The 17,689-nt window shown below is 66.6% G+C and carries 17 protein-coding genes and 1 pseudogene; 12 read left to right on the top strand and 6 right to left on the bottom strand.

The features are described 5' to 3' along the window. Positions 1-13 precede the first annotated feature (13 nt). Positions 14-319: an acylphosphatase gene (locus QI450_RS02210; protein WP_226774099.1), complete on the bottom strand. Its 306-nt coding sequence runs from the start codon at positions 317-319 to the stop codon at positions 14-16. 227 nt (positions 320-546) lie between these two features. Here QI450_RS02210 and QI450_RS02205 point away from each other — a divergent pair, with 227 nt between their 5' ends. From QI450_RS02205 to QI450_RS02195, 3 genes are read left to right on the top strand one after another with little or no spacing between them, the layout of a single operon-like run. Beyond that, positions 547-810 carry a YegP family protein gene (locus QI450_RS02205; RefSeq protein WP_226774100.1) on the top strand — a complete coding sequence of 88 codons (264 nt, stop codon included), beginning with the start codon at positions 547-549 and terminating at the stop codon, positions 808-810. A 53-nt stretch (positions 811-863) separates the two neighbouring features. Then, positions 864-1,820: an ATP-binding cassette domain-containing protein gene (locus QI450_RS02200; protein WP_226774101.1), complete on the top strand. Its 957-nt coding sequence runs from the start codon at positions 864-866 to the stop codon at positions 1,818-1,820. Positions 1,821-1,823: 3 nt separating this feature from the next. Beyond that, entirely contained in the window at positions 1,824-3,083 is a 1,260-nt protein-coding gene (locus QI450_RS02195) for an ABC transporter permease (RefSeq protein ID WP_226774102.1), read from the top strand. A 22-nt stretch (positions 3,084-3,105) separates the two neighbouring features. Here QI450_RS02195 and QI450_RS02190 read toward each other — a convergent pair whose 3' ends face one another. Then, positions 3,106-3,897, bottom strand: coding sequence for a hypothetical protein (locus QI450_RS02190; RefSeq protein ID WP_226774103.1), 792 nt, complete (start codon positions 3,895-3,897; stop codon positions 3,106-3,108). Positions 3,898-4,061: 164 nt separating this feature from the next. On the opposite strand from QI450_RS02190, the gene QI450_RS02185 reads away from it, so the two are divergent. Beyond that, positions 4,062-5,294 carry a mechanosensitive ion channel family protein gene (locus QI450_RS02185; protein WP_226774104.1) on the top strand — a complete coding sequence of 411 codons (1,233 nt, stop codon included), beginning with the start codon at positions 4,062-4,064 and terminating at the stop codon, positions 5,292-5,294. A 467-nt stretch (positions 5,295-5,761) separates the two neighbouring features. On the opposite strand, the gene QI450_RS02180 is transcribed toward QI450_RS02185, so the two are convergent. Next, positions 5,762-6,664, bottom strand: coding sequence for a glycosidase (locus tag QI450_RS02180; protein WP_282468086.1), 903 nt, complete (start codon positions 6,662-6,664; stop codon positions 5,762-5,764). A 222-nt stretch (positions 6,665-6,886) separates the two neighbouring features. Then, the gene (locus QI450_RS02175; RefSeq protein ID WP_226776021.1) at positions 6,887-7,753 is read right to left on the bottom strand and encodes a DUF1295 domain-containing protein; all 867 of its coding nucleotides are present in this window, start codon (positions 7,751-7,753) and stop codon (positions 6,887-6,889) included. Positions 7,754-7,895: 142 nt separating this feature from the next. Between QI450_RS02175 and QI450_RS02170 the strand changes: the two genes are divergently transcribed. Genes QI450_RS02170 through QI450_RS02160 form a run of 3 tightly spaced genes read left to right on the top strand, consistent with a single transcriptional unit; the run spans position 7,896 to position 10,653 of the window. After that, positions 7,896-8,357, top strand: a complete 462-nt coding sequence (locus tag QI450_RS02170) for a MarR family transcriptional regulator (protein ID WP_226776022.1) — start codon at positions 7,896-7,898, stop codon at positions 8,355-8,357. Further along, complete coding sequence (locus QI450_RS02165) at positions 8,354-10,222, top strand: AMP-dependent synthetase/ligase (protein ID WP_226776023.1); 1,869 nt, start codon at positions 8,354-8,356, stop codon at positions 10,220-10,222. Before QI450_RS02170 ends, QI450_RS02165 begins: the two co-directional genes overlap by 4 nt. Next, positions 10,219-10,653 carry a DUF2177 family protein gene (locus QI450_RS02160; RefSeq protein WP_226776024.1) on the top strand — a complete coding sequence of 145 codons (435 nt, stop codon included), beginning with the start codon at positions 10,219-10,221 and terminating at the stop codon, positions 10,651-10,653. Before QI450_RS02165 ends, QI450_RS02160 begins: the two co-directional genes overlap by 4 nt. A 95-nt stretch (positions 10,654-10,748) precedes the next feature. Here the strand turns inward: QI450_RS02160 and QI450_RS02155 are convergent, their stop codons facing one another. Then, entirely contained in the window at positions 10,749-11,840 is a 1,092-nt protein-coding gene (locus QI450_RS02155; protein WP_226776025.1) for an adenosine deaminase, read from the bottom strand. Between the two features lie 90 nt (positions 11,841-11,930). On the opposite strand from QI450_RS02155, the gene uvrA reads away from it, so the two are divergent. Then, positions 11,931-14,450, top strand: coding sequence for an excinuclease ABC subunit UvrA (gene uvrA / locus QI450_RS02150; RefSeq protein WP_226776031.1), 2,520 nt, complete (start codon positions 11,931-11,933; stop codon positions 14,448-14,450). 41 nt (positions 14,451-14,491) lie between these two features. Further along, positions 14,492-14,665: a LysM peptidoglycan-binding domain-containing protein gene (locus tag QI450_RS02145; protein ID WP_226776026.1), complete on the top strand. Its 174-nt coding sequence runs from the start codon at positions 14,492-14,494 to the stop codon at positions 14,663-14,665. Here QI450_RS02145 and QI450_RS02140 read toward each other — a convergent pair. After that, the gene (locus QI450_RS02140; protein ID WP_226776032.1) at positions 14,662-15,189 is read right to left on the bottom strand and encodes a hypothetical protein; all 528 of its coding nucleotides are present in this window, start codon (positions 15,187-15,189) and stop codon (positions 14,662-14,664) included. The two genes, QI450_RS02145 and QI450_RS02140, sit on opposite strands and share 4 nt — an antisense overlap. A gap of 214 nt (positions 15,190-15,403) precedes the next feature. Between QI450_RS02140 and QI450_RS02135 the strand changes: the two genes are divergently transcribed. The 3 genes and pseudogenes from QI450_RS02135 to QI450_RS02125 form a co-directional block, all read left to right on the top strand. Then, entirely contained in the window at positions 15,404-16,306 is a 903-nt protein-coding gene (locus QI450_RS02135; RefSeq protein WP_226776027.1) for an MSMEG_6728 family protein, read from the top strand. A 46-nt stretch (positions 16,307-16,352) separates the two neighbouring features. Further along, complete coding sequence (locus tag QI450_RS02130; protein ID WP_226776028.1) at positions 16,353-17,246, top strand: SDR family oxidoreductase; 894 nt, start codon at positions 16,353-16,355, stop codon at positions 17,244-17,246. A 54-nt stretch (positions 17,247-17,300) separates the two neighbouring features. Continuing rightward, a pseudogene (locus QI450_RS02125) lies at positions 17,301-17,657 on the top strand (DUF1622 domain-containing protein); the annotation flags it as partial. Positions 17,658-17,689: the final 32 nt, after the last annotated feature.

Raw genomic sequence — 17,689 nt, 5'->3', positions numbered from 1 at the left:
GGGAGCTCCCGGGTCAGTACACCACCCGGAAATCGCTGAACCCACCCGTGGCCCGGGAGACCACTTCGTCCACGCTCGCCACCCGTCCCGGGGCTGCCGGCGAGCGCAGCCAGCGCCGGAACTCCAGTACCGCCGGCTGGGGTCCCTCCGCGGCGATACCGACGGAGCCGTCGTCGTTATTGGTGACCGTTCCGGTCAGCCCCAGCTCCGCAGCCTTGCGCACCGTCCCATAGCGGAAGCCAACAGCCTGGACGACGCCGTCCACCCGCGCAGTCAGCCGGACCCATTCACCGGAATCGCCCTTCGGAAGCTCAGCCATGTTCCTAAATGTAGCGCCCGGCATAAAGTGCCCGATATAGAGCGCCCGGGGCGGAACCGCCGCCAGGGACGAATGTTTGTCCACATCGGGACCTAAGCCCCTTACCTTCCCGGCGCCCGGTCGCAAGGATAGTCAAGTGCGCTGCGTGGACCTGTCGAGACAACGGCATGGCGCCTTGATGTGCCTTACCCTCCCGCAGCCCTGCATGGCCCGAAAGGACAATAACGATGGCAGGACAATTCGAAATTTTCACGGACGCTGAAGCGAACGTCCGTTTCCGGCTGATCGGCGCCGACGGCACGGTGTTGGCGATTTCCAGGCCCTTTGAGGACAAGCAGTCCGCCGCGGAAGGCATTATGGCGGTGCGCGAATGCGCGGGAACGGGCTTGATCAAGGAAGCCCGTCCCAACGCCTGGGGCGGCACAGGCAGCAGCAGGCCAGGACTGCCGACGCCCGCCCATCGCCGGCACCGGCACGCCCCCGCCGTCTAAGCGGCGCAACGACACATCGCCGGGCCGCAAGCCCGGCACCATCGGGAGCCACAATGGCCGAAGCTAGGGTCCACATCAGCGGCTTCCGGATGGACTTCGGCGACACCACAGTGGTTCGCGACTTGTCCTTTGACGTGGAAGCCGGCGAGACATTCGGTTTCCTCGGCAGCAACGGTTCCGGCAAAACCACCACCATCCGGGCCCTGCTCGGCATCTACGAGCCCACCGCCGGCACCCTCCACATCAACGGCCGGGACTTCAAACCGGAGCACGGCGACCGGTTGGGTTACCTTCCCGAAGAGCGCGGGCTGTATAAAAAGGAAAAGGTCATCGACATCATGACCTATTTTGGCCGGCTCAAAGGTATGGAGCGGCGCGCCGCGAAGCAGTGGTCGCTCGAGTACCTGGACCGGGTGGCGTTGGCGGACCGGGCCTCCACAGTGCTGGACAAGCTCTCCAGCGGGCAGCAGCAAAAGGTCCAGCTCGGCGTCACCATCATGAACAAGCCGGAGCTGCTGATCCTGGACGAACCCACCAAGGGCTTCGATCCGGTCAACCGGCGACTGCTGATGGACATCATCGAGGAACAGAAAATCGCCGGTGCCACGGTGGTGATGGTGACCCACCAAATGGAAGAAGTGGAGCGGCTCTGCGACCGGGTCATCCTGCTCAAGGACGGTACCGCCGAAGCCTACGGCACCATCGATGAGGTGCAGAACAAGTACGGCGGCCGCATCATCCGGATCCGGCACGGCGGGACCATCCCGCCTTCGCCGCACTACAAGGTGATGCTGCACCAGACCAACTATGCGGAGCTCTCCATCACCGATGCCAGCGACGAGGCCAGCATCCTTAAGGACCTGGTTTACGCCGGCGTCAGCGTGCGGAGCTTCACCACCACCAAGATTTCCCTCGAGGACATCTTCATCCGGGTCTACGGCGACCAGAACACGGCGGCCGCTTCCGGGGCAGCCGGAACCGCGCCGGCGCGGAAGCGGGAAGGAACGTAACCGGTGGCACAGCACAATCTCGGTACCGTACTGAGCTTCGAGTTCGTCCGCACAGTCACCAAACGGCGGTTTTGGATCGGCACCTTGTCCGTCCCCCTGGTCCTTGCCGTGGTCTTCGGTCTCGTTTTCCTCAGCAACACCACCACGGATACCGCCGCCGAGGCCCAGAAGAGCGCCCAGTTCAGCATCGCGTACACGGACGCCTCGGGCCTTATCACCGCCGCGGACGCCGCGATCTTCGGAGCCACGGCGGCGGACTCCCCCGACGCCGGAATCCGGGCCGTGCAGTCCGGCGCTGTCGACGCGTACTTCGACTACCCGGCCCGCCCCGAATCGACCGCCGTGCGCGCCTACGGTGTGGACAAGGGGATATTCGAGAACGGCAAGTACGCCGCCGTCGCGCAGGCCATCCTGGCCCGCGCCGTCGAACAGAAGATCGGCGCGCCGCAACTGTCAGTGCTCGCCACCGGAAAACTCCAGATCGAAACCGTCACTTACAGCGGCGCCAAGGAATCCGGCGGGTTGGGCTCGGTGATTCCACCACTGATCTTCCTGGTGGTTTTCTACGGGCTGATCGTGCTGCTGGCCGGGCAGATGCTCAACTCCACGCTGGAGGAGAAGGAGAACCGCGTCACCGAAATGATCCTGACCACCCTCAAACCGACGACGCTCATCGCGGGCAAGGTGATCGCGCTCTTCGCGATTGGCCTGGTGCAGATGCTGGTGTTCCTGTCACCGATCGTGATCGCCCGGTTGTTCTTCCCCGAGGAGCTCAGCCTGGCCGCGCTGAACCTGCCCCCGCTGATCCTGGACCCGGTCCGGATGACAGTTGGCCTGCTGATCCTGGCCGGCGGCTTCGCCCTGTTCACCACCACCCTGGTGGCCATCGGCGCCGTGATGCCAACGGCCAAGGAAGCCGGAAATTTTATGGGCGCGATGATGGCGCTGATCTTTGTGCCGTTCTACGCCGTGGCCCTAGTGGTCTCCGATCCACAATCCCCGATTGTGCAGATCTTCACCTTTTTCCCGTTTTCCGCACCGGTCACCGCCCTGCTGCGCAACGGCTTCGGCTCCCTGAGCCTGCTTGAGGCCGGCATCGTGATCGTAATCCTGTATCTGGGCGCGGCAGTGATGCTCCGTGTGGCCGTGCGGCTCTTCCAGTACGGTTCCATCTCCTACACCTCGAAGGTCAACGTCCGCACCGCATTGCGTGCCGGGTCGCGGCACCGGCCCCCGGTCCGTCCCCCGACGGCGGCCCGCTGAGGGCTGTGGCTTCACCAGCGCGCTACTTACCCGCGCTTCCGGCAATCCCGTCCGCCGGCCGGAGGGAGGTGATCATGGTCCGGATGTCCTGGTATTCCAGTGTGGACGCGTACAGCTTCGCCTTCTCCAGATACGGCAGCGCGGGGTCCCCGGGCGTCTGGTTCAGCTCCGGACTGTACGTCCCGCCGAAGAAGGCGCCGCTCGGCGGCCACAGGAACAGGTGGAACATCGGGCACGCCGTAGCACCGGACTCTTCGGGAACCATGGTGATGCCGTAGGCGGCGATTGTGGACCGGGTTGCCAGCGCCTGCGTGTCCTCACCCCGGGACTCGAACACATAGCGCGGCGCTCCGGCGTCGGCGGCTCCGGGTTCGGCGAGCGCCACCATCGGCTGGGAGTCGAAGATCCGGTATGCGGACTTATCGGTGCATTCCGCCCCGGTGGCAATGTTGGTCCGCAGACCCGCCATCTGTTTGCCACCGGCGTTCATCACGTCGACAAAATCGCCGGACAGTGCTCCGCCCGGGTCTTTGACCGTCCAGCCGGCGGGATAGTCGAAGGACAGCTCCCGGCCCGCTGTTGTGAATGTCCTCCAGCCCGACGCCGGCGTCCCGGGCTGCGATGTTGCAGGCGTTGTTACGGGCGGCGGGACGGCTGTGGCGGCCGGCGGCGGGACGGGCGCCGTTGTGCTGCCCGGGCTCGCCGAGGCGGCCGGAGAGGCGGCCGGAGCACCGCAGGACGTCAGCAGCAGCAAGCTCAAGCCCAAGCTGAAGTCCGCGGTTGCGGCGCGCGCGGTGTACACAGTTCGACTCATCACACCCCCCTGGGAGACGACGTGTTGGAACCATTCTCGAACGTTGCGGCGCAGGCGGTAGGGGCTTTGGGCCCGTACCGGCCGCCACAGCCGGCCGTGACGCTACCCACGTTGACACGGCGCCGATTTCAATTGCCCGTCAAAGCTTGCTAGAGCTTAAACATATGGAAGAAGTCTTAAGTGAAGCCGTGCCCTATTTTGCCGTCGCCTGCGGCATTGCCGCCGGGTATTTCCTGTCCTGGCTGATTCGAAAGGTAGTGCTCCGGATTAACCGCGGACGGCACGAGCTGCAGGAGACGTCCCGGGTGGCCCGGGCCCCGCTGCGGATAGTGCTGGTGCTGATCGGCGTTAAGGTCGCGCTGGCCTTCACCACGCAGGGCGGTGGCTGGCGCACGCCGGTGGACCATCTGCTGCTGATCGCACTGATCGGCTCCATCGCCTGGCTCGCTATCGCCTTGCTGCTGATCGTGGAGACCCTGGTACTGCACCGCTACAGTGTGGACAAATCTGATAACCGGCGGGCCCGGCGGCTGCAGACCCAAATGATCCTGGCCCGGCGGATTGCCGTGGCCCTGATTGTGGTGCTGGCGGTAGGCAGCGCCATGCTGACCTTTCCGGCGGTCCAGGCCCTGGGCGCCGGCATCCTGGCCTCGGCCGGTGTGATCTCGATTGTGGCTGGCCTCGCGGCGCAAACCTCGCTGATCAACGTCTTCGCCGGTGTCCAGCTGGCCTTCACGGATGCGATCCGGGTGGGCGATGTGGTGGTGGTTGAGAAGGAATGGGGCCGAATCGAGGAAATCACCCTGACCTACGTGGTGGTTCACATCTGGGACGACCGTCGTATGATCCTCCCGTCAGTGCACTTCACCACCACACCTTTTGAGAACTGGACCCGCCGCCAGTCCGAGGTGATGGGCACCGTGGAGTTGGACCTCGACTGGCATGCCCCCTTGGAGGCCATGCGCGCGGAACTAAAAGCCGTGCTGGCCGAGACGGATCTTTGGGACAAGCGTGTGGGGGTCCTGCAGATCACCGACGCCACCAAGGGCTTTGTCCGGGTCCGCATCCTGGTCAGCGCCGCGGACAGTGCCGCGTTGTTTGACCTGCGCTGCCTCATCCGGGAAGAAATGGTGCTCTTCCTGCAAAAGGGACATCCCTCGGCCCTCCCCCACGTCAGGCTGGAAACCATGCCGGCTGCCCGCCCGGCGGCGAAGCCGGGTACCAAGGGCGAGGCTAAGGTTGCCGCGGCCGACGAGCAGGCCCGCACCCACGGGGACCCGCGCGATTCCCAGCTGTTTACCGGTTCCGTCGAAGCCATCGAACGCTCCCGGGCCTTCTCCGGGCCCGGCGAGGAGGTCTTCGAGGACCGGGACAACGCCATCGCCGCGCAAAAGTAGGCCGGCCGGGTCTTCCCAGCTCCCACCCATTGGCCGATAATCAGACGTTGGCGAAACAGCAGGCGCAACCCAGTATCTGCTGAACCAGTCAGCCCAGGCACCATCCGTTCGATGAGTGAGGGAGCCAGAGATGAGCATTCCGCCGCCGCAAGAACCTGAGCCGTTTCCGCCGGAGCCGGGTCCCACCACGCCCGAGCCGCACCCCGGCGACCCGTTTCCGCCGGAGCCGGGTCCCACCACGCCCGAGCCGCACCCCGGCGACCCGTTCCCGCCCGAGCCCGGGCCGTTCCCTTCCCCGGAACCCGGCCCCTACCCCGCACCCGGCCCGCTGCCGATTCCGGATCCCGGCCCGCTTTAGCTTCGGGCCGGCACCCAGGACACGCAAAAGACCCCTCGCCCACCGGATTCCGGCGTCGAGGGGTCTTTTGCGTGTCGCGGGGAATGCCGCGGGGAAGGCTGGTCGGCCGCTACGGCAGGACGATGTCGTGGGTCCTGTGGTCGTAGTGGATCACCAGCTGGCCGCCGGAGTGGTGCACCTCGTGGTTGGCGCCATCGAACGCACCGAAGGCGCCGAAATTCTCGGTCCAGGAGCGGTTGAGGGCGATCTTGAAGCTGTAGGAGCCGGCCGGGAGTTGCGCCGCGAGCTTCCAGAGCTGATCAACGAGATCCAGCTCCATTTGGGATTCGTCGTATTGCGGGGCCCAGTTGGCCGGGGCGCCCAGCAGGATGTTGAAGTCGCCGGCAACTGCCACTGCGTCCGGCTGCTCGACGGCGCCGACGCTGGCGGCGGGGGCCACGGACTCAGCAGCCGGCGAAGCGGCAGCCGGGGCAGTGGCCGGGGCGGCGTCCGCCGCTTCAGCAGGTGCCTTGACGGCGGTTTTACGCTTGCGGACCGCCTTGGCGACGGGGGCGACGGCATCCTCGACAAGCTTGGCTGCCTTTTCCGCCACCCTGGCAACCTTCGGAGCGGCCTTCGGAGCGGCCTTCGCGGGCATGACGGCGGGCGCCGTAGGCAGCGGGGTGTCGGCGGGAACAGGGGTTCCGGCGTCGAGCGCTGCGGCGAAGGCTGCCGGGTCGGCGAAAGCGACGGTGGCGCGCTGGCCGTCCTCGGTGATCGTCCAGCCCGAACGGCCCTTGACCAGCCAGCCGGCCTTGACCAGCTTGGCAGTAGCTGTGGTCAGCGTCTTGTGACCGCGGGGGATGCCGCCGCTGAGCAGTTCACGCTCGAACTCGTTGAGCGGGACGCGGGCGATTGCCTCGCCCAGGACTGACCCGGCGTTCAGTTTCTCATCTGTCCACACGCCCTCGGCCAGGACGTCCAGTACGGCCTTCAGCCGGCGGGTGGTGTTTTCGGCAGTGTTCGCGCCCATGGGTCTCCTCTAGAAGCAATTGATCCATCTGCATTTTGCCAAGGATGGATGCGTTTCCGCGAGTAGCAACGGTTAACTCTGTGTGTCGTGACCCACTATGACAGCCTCAACGGGGGTCCGCGAGGGCCGAACCACCGGTACCCGTCAGTAGCAAACCCAGCGCAGGCCTCTCGGGGCCGGCGCCGGAGTCCGCGTCCGGCCCTCAGCGACCCCGCCGCGCTGCTAAAGCTTGGGGATCAGGACGGGGGTGTTCTTCTTGTACGCCTCGTAGTCGGCCTGGCCGCCCCACTTCTTGTCGGACTTCTGTTCCAGGAGCGGCACGCCGCTGACCCGGGTGAGCAGCAGGATAACAAACACCGGCGAGATCAGGGCCACCCACTGCCAGCCTTCCAGCGCCGGCGCGGCGATGACCGCGACGCCGATCCACAGCAGGATCTCGCCGAAGTAGTTCGGGTGGCGGGACTTCGACCACAGCCCGGTGGAGATGAAGTGGCCCTTGTTGGCGGCATCAGCGTTAAAGCGGCTCTTCTGCAGGTCCGCCACGGCCTCGATGGCAAACCCGACGGCCCACAGCACGAAGCCAATCAGCGCGAACCAATCGAGCGCCACGCGGGTAGCTGACGTGATGGCCACCCACGCCGCTGCGGCGGTGAAGACCACCCAGAGTCCCTGAATCGTCCACACATTCAGGAACCGCACAAAGGACGGCTTAATCTCGTCGAAGCGGTCATCCTTGCCGGCCTTGCTGATGCGGCGGAACAGGAAACTGCCCAGCCGCAGGGCCCAGACGAGGACCATGGCTGCCAGCAGCAGGGCCCGCGCGTCGATCCCCGGCGTGAGCAGGACCAGCAACAGTGTGATGGCAATGTAGGTCAGGGAGCCGGTCAGGTCGTAGAACTTCTCGGTCTGGGCTTTAAAAGAGGGAATAAACACCAGCCACTGGATGAGGAACGCCGCCCCCACCGCCATGGCGAAGGCGGGGATCGCGCCCACGGTGGCTCCACCCTGGCTGCCGGCCACGGCGATGAGTGCCGCCAGCAGCACGATCACGGGGAGGACAATAAGCGACTTTCGGACTGAATCCTTCACGAGGAATTCCTTTCACACGCGGGGCGGGACACTGCCGCGCCGCCCCGGAGGTGTTCCGCCGGGCATCAGCAGGTTTAGTCAATCTTATTTGATGATCAAATAAGATTGACTCGTCACAGGATCCGGAACGTCAGGAGTGGACATGACCGCGTCAAAGCAGCACCCGGCCACCTTGGCCCTGCAGAGCCTGTTCACGCTCGCCAACGAGACCGAACGTGAAATCGCCCGCGGCATGGGGCTGAACCTCACCGACTTCCGTGCGCTCTCGGCACTGGAAATCTCGGGGCAGGTTACGGTGGGCCAGCTCGCCGAGCAACTGGGAACAACCCCTGCAACCACCACGGCGATCGTTAGCCGGTTGGAGTCCCGCGGCTACGTGGCCCGGCACCGCAGTACTGAGGACCGCCGCCGGGTCCACGTCCGCCCCACTCCAGCGTCGTTCACAGCAATTACGGGCCTGATGCAGCCCCTGATGATTGCCTCCAACGAGCACCTCCGGCTGTTGCCTGCCGCAAACCAGACCGTCATCGCGGACTTCCTGCACGTCGCGCAGGGCATGATGCGCCACCATTTACACGCACTTTCCGAAAAGGACGCCCGATGAGCGAGTTCACCACCCCGCTGCTGGTCCAGGCCTCCGGCCATCGAAACGCCACGGAACTGCTCCTGCAACGGTTCCGGACCGCCCCGGAGCACATCGCCTTCGAAGTACGCGCCGCGCACGCCGACGTCACCGCACCGTGGCGGCAGGTGACCACCCGGCAATTCGTTGACGAGGTCCGGGCCCTCGCCAAGGGCCTCATCGCCGCCGGTCTGCAGCCGGGCGAATCACTCGCCATTATGTCCCCCACCCGATATGAGTGGGCACTGGCCGACATGGCAGCGTGGTTCGCGGGCGCCGTCGTGGTCCCCGTCTACGAGACCTCGGCCGCTCCCCAGGTGACTGCCATCCTCGCCGACGCCGACGTCCGGCTGGCGATAGCCGGCACCGCTGAGCATGCCCTCTTGCTGGAGCAAGGGTTTGCACAGTCCGGGATACCGTGCCTGGGGGTCTGGACGATGGATGCCGGCCCGGGGCCGGACCTGGCCGAACTCGTGGCCCGCGGCGCCGGCATCACCGACGACGCGGTGGAGGAACGGCGCCTGCTGGCAGACCTCGACTCGGTCGCGACCATCGTCTATACCTCCGGCACCACCGCCGCGCCCAAGGGCGCCCTGATCACCCACGGCAACTTCGTGGGGCAGGTGCTCAACGTGGCCGCCGCCTACACCGGGGTGGTCCGGGAGGGCGGCAACACCATTATCTTCCTGCCCATGGCCCACGTGTTAGCACGCGGACTGCAGCTGACCTGCCTTGCCAACGGCATGCGTATTGCGCACCTCGCGGACCCCCGGGACGTTGTGCCCGCCCTCGGCGCACTGCAGCCTACCTTCCTGGTGGTGGTCCCCCGCGTCTTGCAGAAGATCCAGGCGTCTGCCGCGGCCGCCGCCGCGCAGAAGCATCTGGGCCGGGTGTGGGCGTCTGCGCAGAGCACGGCAGTGGCTTGGGGCCGGCTGGCTGAAGCCCGCGACGCCGACCCGACCGTCAGGCCCGCCGGCGGCCTGCGCATCCGGCATGCGCTCTTCGATCGCCTGTTCTACGCCCGGCTCCGGACGCTGATGGGCGGACGCCTGGACTACCTGCTCTCCGGCGCCGCCGCGCTCGACGCCGAGTTGTCCCTGTTCTTCCGGGGCCTCGGCCTGCCGGTCATCGAGGGCTACGGCCTTACCGAAACAACCGCCCCGCTGACCGGGAATATGCCCGGCTCGATCCGGGCCGGGTCGGTGGGAGTCCCGATGCCCGGCACAACCGTGCGCCTCTCGGACCAGGGCGAGGTACTCGCCCACGGAGTCGGGGTCTTCGCCGGCTACCGCAGGCCGGCCGACAACGCTGACGCGTTCGAGGACGGGTTTTTCCGCACCGGCGACCTCGGCGAACTCGACGAGCTGGGACGGCTCACCCTCAAGGGCCGGATAAAGGACGTTATTGTCACTGCCGGCGGCAAGACCATCTCCCCCGCAATTTGGGAAGGCTACGTCGAGGGCGACCCCCTGGTGGCACACGCCGTCATGGTGGGAGAAGGCAAACCCTTCCTCGGCGGCCTTGTGCTGCTGGATCCGGAGTCCGTCGCTGCGTGGGCGGAGCGCGAGGGCATCGCCGATCTGGCCGGCCTGCGGATTCCGGACGACGGCGGCGCCGTCCAGATCGACGACGTTCGGCTCCTCACCGCGATTGGCAAGGCGGTCAGCTCCGCCAACGCCAAAATCGCGCGCTCCGAGCAGGTCCGCCGGTTTGTGTTGCTGCTCGCGGACCTCAGCGAAGCCAACGGCATCGTGACCCCCACGATGAAACTCAAGCGCGCCGCGTTCACCGCCCGCGCCCACCACATCGTGGACAACCTCTACGCCGAACCCAGGAGCCAGGCATGAACGTTCGAACCAGGAATTGGCTGCTGTCCTACGCAGTCACCGCTGTCATCTTCGCCGTCATCGACGTTGCGTGGATCACCATCGTGGCGAATCGACAGTACGAGAGCCAGATCGGCGACCTGCTGGCCCCCAGCGTCAATCTGGCCGGCGCCGTTGTGTTCTACCTGGTCTACGTCGCCGGGATTGTGCACTACGGCGTCCGGCCCAACCACCGGGCCGCGACGCTGCGGCAGCGGGTGCTGGGAGCCGCGCTGTTCGGATTCTTCAGCTACGCAACGTGGGCGCTGACCGCGCTCGCCGTCCTCAAGGACTTCCCGGTCCTTGTGGCCTTGACCGACATTGCCTGGGGCGCCGCGGTCTGCAGCGCCGTCACCTGGCTCACCGCAACCCTCCTGCGGCGTATCCTCTCCCGGGCCGGCACGCCCGGGTAGGCCGCCGTGCCGGAATAGGCCGTCACGCCCGCATAGGCCGAAGCGCCGTCACGCCGCCGCTTCGGGCACCCAAAAAGTGCCGGGGCGGCGGGGCGTCAGTGCCCCGACGCTGCCAGTTCGGCCAGCAGCTCCATCTTGCGTTCCTCGCTCGCGAACGAGGAACGGATAGAGTTCGCTGCCATCCGCACGCAGTCGAACTCGGAAAGGCCGATCACCGACTTGAGCTGCGCGAAGTTGTCATCCACATGGCCGCCGAAGTACGCCGGATCATCCGAGTTCACACTCACGTTCAGACCCGCCGCGAGCATAGCCGGCAGCGGGTGCTGCTTCAGGGTGTCCACGGCGCGCAGCCGGACGTTGGAGAGCGGACATACCGTCAGCGGTGTGAGCTCCTGCACCAGCCGCTCCACCAGTTCGGGGTCCTCCATGCAGCGGATGCCGTGGTCGATCCGTTCCGCGTCCAGGAGGTCCAGCGCGTCCGTGATGTACGACGGCGGGCCCTCCTCGCCGGCATGCGCGATCCGGCGCAGCCCGGCGTCCTTGGCCCGGGCGAACAGCCGCTGGAACTTGGCCGGCGGATTACCCACCTCGGCCGAGTCGAGTCCGATGCCCACAATCGGCGCTTCCATGGCGAGCAACTCCTCCAGCACCTCCAGCGCGGAGTCTTCGGCGAGGTCGCGCAGGAACGCGGCGATCAGCAGGGTGGAGATCCCGAACTCCTCGCGGGAGGTCGCCAGCACCGACACCACGCCGCTAACGCAGGTCGCCAGGGCCACCCCGCGGGCCAGGTGCGCCTGCGGATCCAGCATAATCTCGGCGTGCCGGACGCCGGCGAGCGCCGCCCGGGTCAGGTAGGCCCGGGTCATGTCGGCAAAGTCCTGCTCGGTCTGCAGTACGGCCATGTTGGCGTAGTAGAGATCCAGGAATGACTGCAGGTCCGTGAACTCGTAGCGGGACCGCAGCTCGTCCAGATCCGCATACGGCAGCTGGATTCCGTTGCGTTCCGCGAGGGCGAAGATCAGTTCGGGCTCGAGGGTGCCTTCGATGTGCAGGTGGAGTTCCGCCACCGGCAGTGGGCCGTACACTTCCTGCGGAACCTCGGCGAAATCGTGGACCTCGGGGGCAGGTACCAGCGGGCTGTCCGGGGTAGCGCCCTCGGTGGCGGGCACGCCGTCGTAAGTTTCCATTGGGTAAGGATATGCCCGCAGACTGCATGGACCGATAGAGTCGATAAGATGCACACTGATCAGCATGCTTCCAATGTGTCCGGCGCGGTGATGTCAGGGCTGGGTCCCGACGATTCCTCCGATGGCTTTGTTCGTGTGCGCGGCGCCCGCGAGAACAACCTTCGGAACGTGGACGTGGATGTGCCGCGCGATGCAATCGTCGCGTTCACCGGCGTCTCCGGCTCCGGCAAGTCCTCCCTGGCCTTCGGCACCATTTACGCCGAGGCCCAGCGACGGTACTTCGAGTCCGTGGCCCCCTACGCCCGGCGGCTCATCCAGCAGGGCCACAACCCGAAAGTGGAAATGATCACGGGCCTGCCGCCCGCCGTGGCGCTGCAGCAGCGACGCGGTACGCCCAGCTCCCGCTCAACGGTGGGCACTGTCACCACCCTGTCCAATTCGCTGCGGATGCTCTTCTCCCGCGCCGGCAGCTACCCAGACGGCGCCAGCCCCCTCGACTCGGACGCGTTCTCCCCCAACACCGCCGCCGGGGCCTGCCCGAAATGCCACGGCCTGGGTGTCGCCTACACCGTTACCGAATCCTCCCTGGTGCCGGACACCTCGCTGAGCATCCGCGACGGTGCGATCGCCGCCTGGCCCGGGGCATGGCAGGGCAAGAACCTGCGCGACATCCTCACGCACCTGGGCTACGACGTCGATACGCCCTGGCGCAAGCTGTCCAAAAAGGACCGCGACTGGATCCTTTTCACCGAGGAACAGCCCGTTGTGGAAGTCACGCCGCAGCGCGACCGGGTGGCTAAGCCCTACAAGGGACGCTTCTGGAGCGCAAAGAGCTACGTGCTGCACACCCTGGCCGATACCAAAAGCAGCACCATGCGGGATCGGGTGCTGCGCTTTATGGACACCGGACCGTGCCCGGTCTGCGGCGGCAGCGGCCTGACCCCGGCCGCCCTGGCCGTGACGTTCGCCGGCCGCACCATCGCTGAACTCAACGGCGTGCCCATGACGGAGCTGGCCGAGATCATTCGCCCCACCGCTGAGCTGAAGTCCGCCGGAACCGCCTCGCGCAGGCTGAGTTCCGGGGAGGACAATGAGGTGGCGGTCGCCATCACCCGGGACCTGCTGCAGCGGGTGAGTGTGCTGTTGGACCTCGGCTTGGGCTACTTGGCCTTGGGCCGGGCCACACCCACCCTCTCGCCCGGGGAAATGCAGCGCCTCCGGATCGCCACCCAGCTCCGCTCCGGGCTCTTCGGCGTGATCTACGTGCTGGATGAGCCCTCCGCCGGCCTGCACCCTGCCGACGCCGAGCCGCTGCTGGCTGTCCTGGACCTGCTCAAGTCCTCCGGCAACTCCGTTTTTGTGGTGGAACACAACATGGACGTCGTCCGGCGCGCCGACTGGCTGGTGGACGTCGGCCCGCGCGCCGGTGAAGGCGGCGGCGAGGTGCTCTACAGCGGCCCGGTCGCCGGGCTTGCCGGGGTGGATGCCTCCGTGACCCGGCCCTATCTGTTCCCGGACGAGGCACAGAACACCACGGACGACGGCCGTTCCCGCCGGGAAGCTGCCGGTTGGCTCGAACTGCGCGACATCAGCCGCCACAACCTGCGCGGACTCGACGCCGATTTCCCGCTGGGCGTACTCACCGCGGTGACCGGCGTCTCCGGCTCCGGCAAATCGACGCTGGTCAGCCATGTCCTCGCCGAGGTGGTCCACGCCCACCTGCATCCTGGCGATGCAGACGCTGCACCGGCACCCGACGACCTGGAATCCGAAGCCGGCGAGCCAGCCGGCGAACTCAGCGTTGGCCCCGTTTCCGGACTGGACCAGTTGGACCGGCTGGTAAAAGTCGACCAGAAGCCTATCGGCCGCACACCGCGGTCCAACCTCGCGACGTACACCGGACTGTTCGACGCCGTCCGGAAGGAGTTTGCGGCCACCGACGAGGCCCGCGCCCGCGGCTTCGGGGCCGGCCGTTTCTCCTTCAACGTCGCGGGCGGACGCTGCGAAACCTGCCAGGGCGAGGGCTTTGTCGCGGTCGAACTGGTATTCCTGCCCGGCAGCTACGGACCGTGCCCGGTATGCGACGGCTCGCGCTACAACCCGGAAACCCTGGAGGTCACCTACCGCGGCAAAAACGTCGCCGAGGTGCTTGGTATGACAGTTAACGCTGCGGCCGAATTCCTGGCGACGGTCCCTGCCGCCGCCCGCAGCCTGCAGACCCTGCGCGAAGTGGGCCTGGGCTACCTCAGGTTGGGCCAGCCGGCCACCGAACTCTCCGGCGGCGAAGCCCAGCGCATCAAGCTCGCCACCGAACTGCAGCGTGCCCAGCGCGGCCATTCGCTCTACCTGCTGGATGAGCCCACCACGGGACTGCACCCGGCCGACGTCGAGCTCCTGATGGCCCAGCTGCACCGGTTGGTCGACGCCGGCAACACGGTCATTGTGGTCGAGCACGAGATGGACGTGGTGGCCGCGGCGGACTGGGTGATCGACCTGGGCCCGGCCGGCGGCGATGCCGGGGGCACGATCGTCGCCGTCGGGACGCCCGCCGTGGTCGCACAGTCCCCGGCGAGCCGGACGGCGCCGTATCTGGCGACCGTGCTGGGCTGAGGCAGATAGCGGCCCCTGCCCCGGCGGCACGCCACGTTGCGGTGGTCCCGCTCAGCGGCGAAAGCTACACCATCCAAAGCGGCGACACCTTGAGCAAAACCGCGGAACAGTTCCACCTGGCCGGCGGTTGGCAGGCCTTGGCCGATGCCAACTCAGCCAGCATCGGCGACCCTGACCTGGTGTTACCGGGCCAGGCGCTGCAGCTGCCGGCCTAGCCGGCCCGCGGAATTTCGCGAACAATCCGGACTTTCCAGGCCGTGTCGTCGCTGGTATCCAGCAGCGCCACGGTGCCCATGGCGAGATGCAGCGCCACCCGCTTGGCGGCGAGCAGCTCAAGGTAGAGGCCCTCATTCATCCGGACCGGGGCATCGATAACGTACTTCACGGCGTCCCGGACTTTGCGGTAGTTGTCGCTCTTTTCGCGCTTGAGGTGCAGCTCCAGCAGTCCACGCTGGCGGATCTTAGGCTCGTGACGGTTCAGCCAGGTCACCGCCGCGTGGACTGCCACCACCAGAACGAGCGAGACGATGTAGATCTCCCAGCCGCTGGAGAGCAGGAACAAGGGAAAGTTGGCGATCGCCACCACGGCGATAAATAGGCGGAACGCGAGGATGCGGCGCATGGTCAGTGCCACGGAGGCCAGTGCCACGCGGAATCCGTTCTCCTCTGTCCGCGCGGCCGCCGGATCGATGGTGAACTCCTCCAACACCAGGATCCCGTTCGCCTCGGGGCTGAGCATCTGTCCATACTTGGGCAAGTGGCCGGCCTCAGGCCGCGCCGCAGAGTCAGTAGCAAGCTTCTTTGGCATGGGCGCGTCTTCCGGGCGGCAGGGATGTGTTGTGCTATTGTATGCGCCGTCGCCCGCGGCTGTCTGTCCCGTTCCAAAATGTGAACACGCTCACCCGCGGCCGTCAGTAATTGGCGCATTGGCTCCGTGGCCTCAAACTGGAGAGATGCAGACCTTTCTCCCCTTCCCCGATTTCCAGCAGAGCGCAGCGGCCCTGGACCGCGAGCGGCTCGGCAAGCAGCGAGTTGAAGCGCTGCAGATCCTGCGCGCGCTGGTGATTCCGGAGTACGGCTGGCAGTCGCACCCGGCAATCCGGATGTGGATGGGATATGTTCCGGCGCTTACCCTCTTCGGCCTGACAGTGGTGGACGAGTGGACGAAGGGCGGCGGCGAGGACACCACACGCGAGAAGATCATGGAGTTCGCACCGCAGGCTGCACACCCCGATTACGCCTCGAAGATCCCGATGCCGCCATGGCTCGGCGCCCCCGAACTGCACCTCAGCCACCGCTCCCGTCTGGTCGCCAAGGACCCTCGGTTCTACGCGCCGCTGTTCCCGGACACCGAGCATGACCTGGAGTATGTCTGGCCCGAACCCAGGCTTGAGCTGGTCCCGGAGGACCCGTCCGGCGACCGCATGTGGGTCCTTCGCCTGCCGCTGGGTAATACCGAGCCGCAGAAGCTGGAGACTGTCAGCCTTCCGCCCGCGGGCCGGGCCAAGGCTGCGCCCGCAAACGAGGATGAGTACCAGTTCGTTTACGCCGACTCCGGCTCCCGCCGACCCGCGAAACAACGCAAGCTTCCGCCGAAGCAGCTCGTCAAAAAGCCCACCCGCAAACGCCAGCAGCAGGAAGAGGCGTTTAACACACTTCCGGGCAACTCGATCGTTGCCATCCCGTTCGACGGCGGTGCATCCTTCGCCGTAGGCAAGGTCCTGGGCCGTCCGATCACCGTGGAAGGCCGATTCGCACGGAACTTCCAGGTCGACGAGATCCTGGACCGCTCGGCCTTCGACTACCCGGCGCTGCTGCAGGATCCCCGGGTCTTCTTCCCGATCCCGGCGCGCTAGCCAGGATTCGGCGGCCGGGCTGCCGAAATGCTGGCAGACTGGCCCCATGAGCGTACTTATGGCCGGTTGCGGCGATCTGGGAACCGAAGCCGGCCTGCGGTTCGCGGCGGCGGGTTACCGTGTGGTGGGCTGGCGGCGATCGCCGGAGAAACTTCCGGCCGCCATCGAAGGTGCTGCGGCTGACCTGGCCGCCGGCGACCTGCCGCCCGTCCCCGCGGACACCACCGCCGTCGTCGTCGCGATTGCGGCAGACTCCCCCACCGAGGCGGCCTACCGTGCCGCTTACCTCGACGGGCTTTCGAACGTAGTGGACGCCGTCCTGCGCTCCGGCGCCCCGGTCCGGCGAGTCCTCTTTGTCTCCTCGACAGCCGTCTACGGCGACGCTGGCGGCGAATGGATCGACGAAAGCACAACGCCGGAACCCGGCGGTTTCTCGGGGCGCATCATCCGCGAGGCGGAGGAAGTGCTCTACCGCCGCCTGCGCGGCACCGGCATCACCCCGGTGGTGCTGCGGCTCGGTGGGATCTACGGTCCTGGGCGGACCCGACTCATCGATCAGGTGCGCAGTGGAGCCGCGGTCATCCCGGCGGAATCGCGCTTCACCAACCGCATCCACCGCGACGACGCCGCTGCCGCGATCGTCCATTTGTGCACCATGGACGCGCTTCCCGGGCCCGTGTACCTCGGCGTGGACAATGAACCGGCCGAGCAAGGCGAGGTGTTGAGTTTCCTGGCCGCCGAGCTGGGACTTCCCCGGCCGCCGTCGGACACCGGCGGGCAGAGCGGTGAGCCGAACAAGGGCAGCGGCGAGCCCTCGCGCGGCGGCAACAAGCGCTGCAGCAACAACCTGCTGCGAAGTACCGGCTTCGCGTTCCACTACCCGAGTTTTCGGGAGGGTTACCGGGCGATGCTTGCCGGCGCCGGAGTCCGGCACCCCTGAGCTGCTGCGCTGGATTCGCGCTGGATTTCAGCAGCCTCAACTGTGAAGGAAACGATGGATTTCAAAGAAATTATCCAAATTGTCGGCGGCTTCATGGACATCGCCGGGGTGGCCGTGATGGTGATCGGCGCCGTGGTGTCGATTCCGATGGCGTTGCGTGGCTTCCAGCCGAGCAACCTGCCGGCAGGGGCCGCGCCGTTTTCGCCGTACCGATCGTACCGGCAATTGCTGGGCCGTTCCATCCTGCTCGGACTCGAACTCCTGGTCGCGGCCGACATCATCCGGACTGTCGCCGTTACCCCGACCTTCGAAAGCGTCGGCGTGCTTGCCATCATTGTGTTGATCCGGACCTTCCTGAGCTTCTCACTTGAGCTCGAGATCACCGGCCAGTGGCCCTGGCAGAAGCAAAGGACCGAGTCGCCCGCCGCGGCGCCCGGGTCCGA

The sequence above is a fragment of the Arthrobacter sp. EM1 genome (assembly GCF_029964055.1).
Classification (GTDB): Bacteria; Actinomycetota; Actinomycetes; order Actinomycetales; family Micrococcaceae; genus Arthrobacter.
This window is presented reverse-complemented; position numbering and strand designations above follow the sequence as displayed.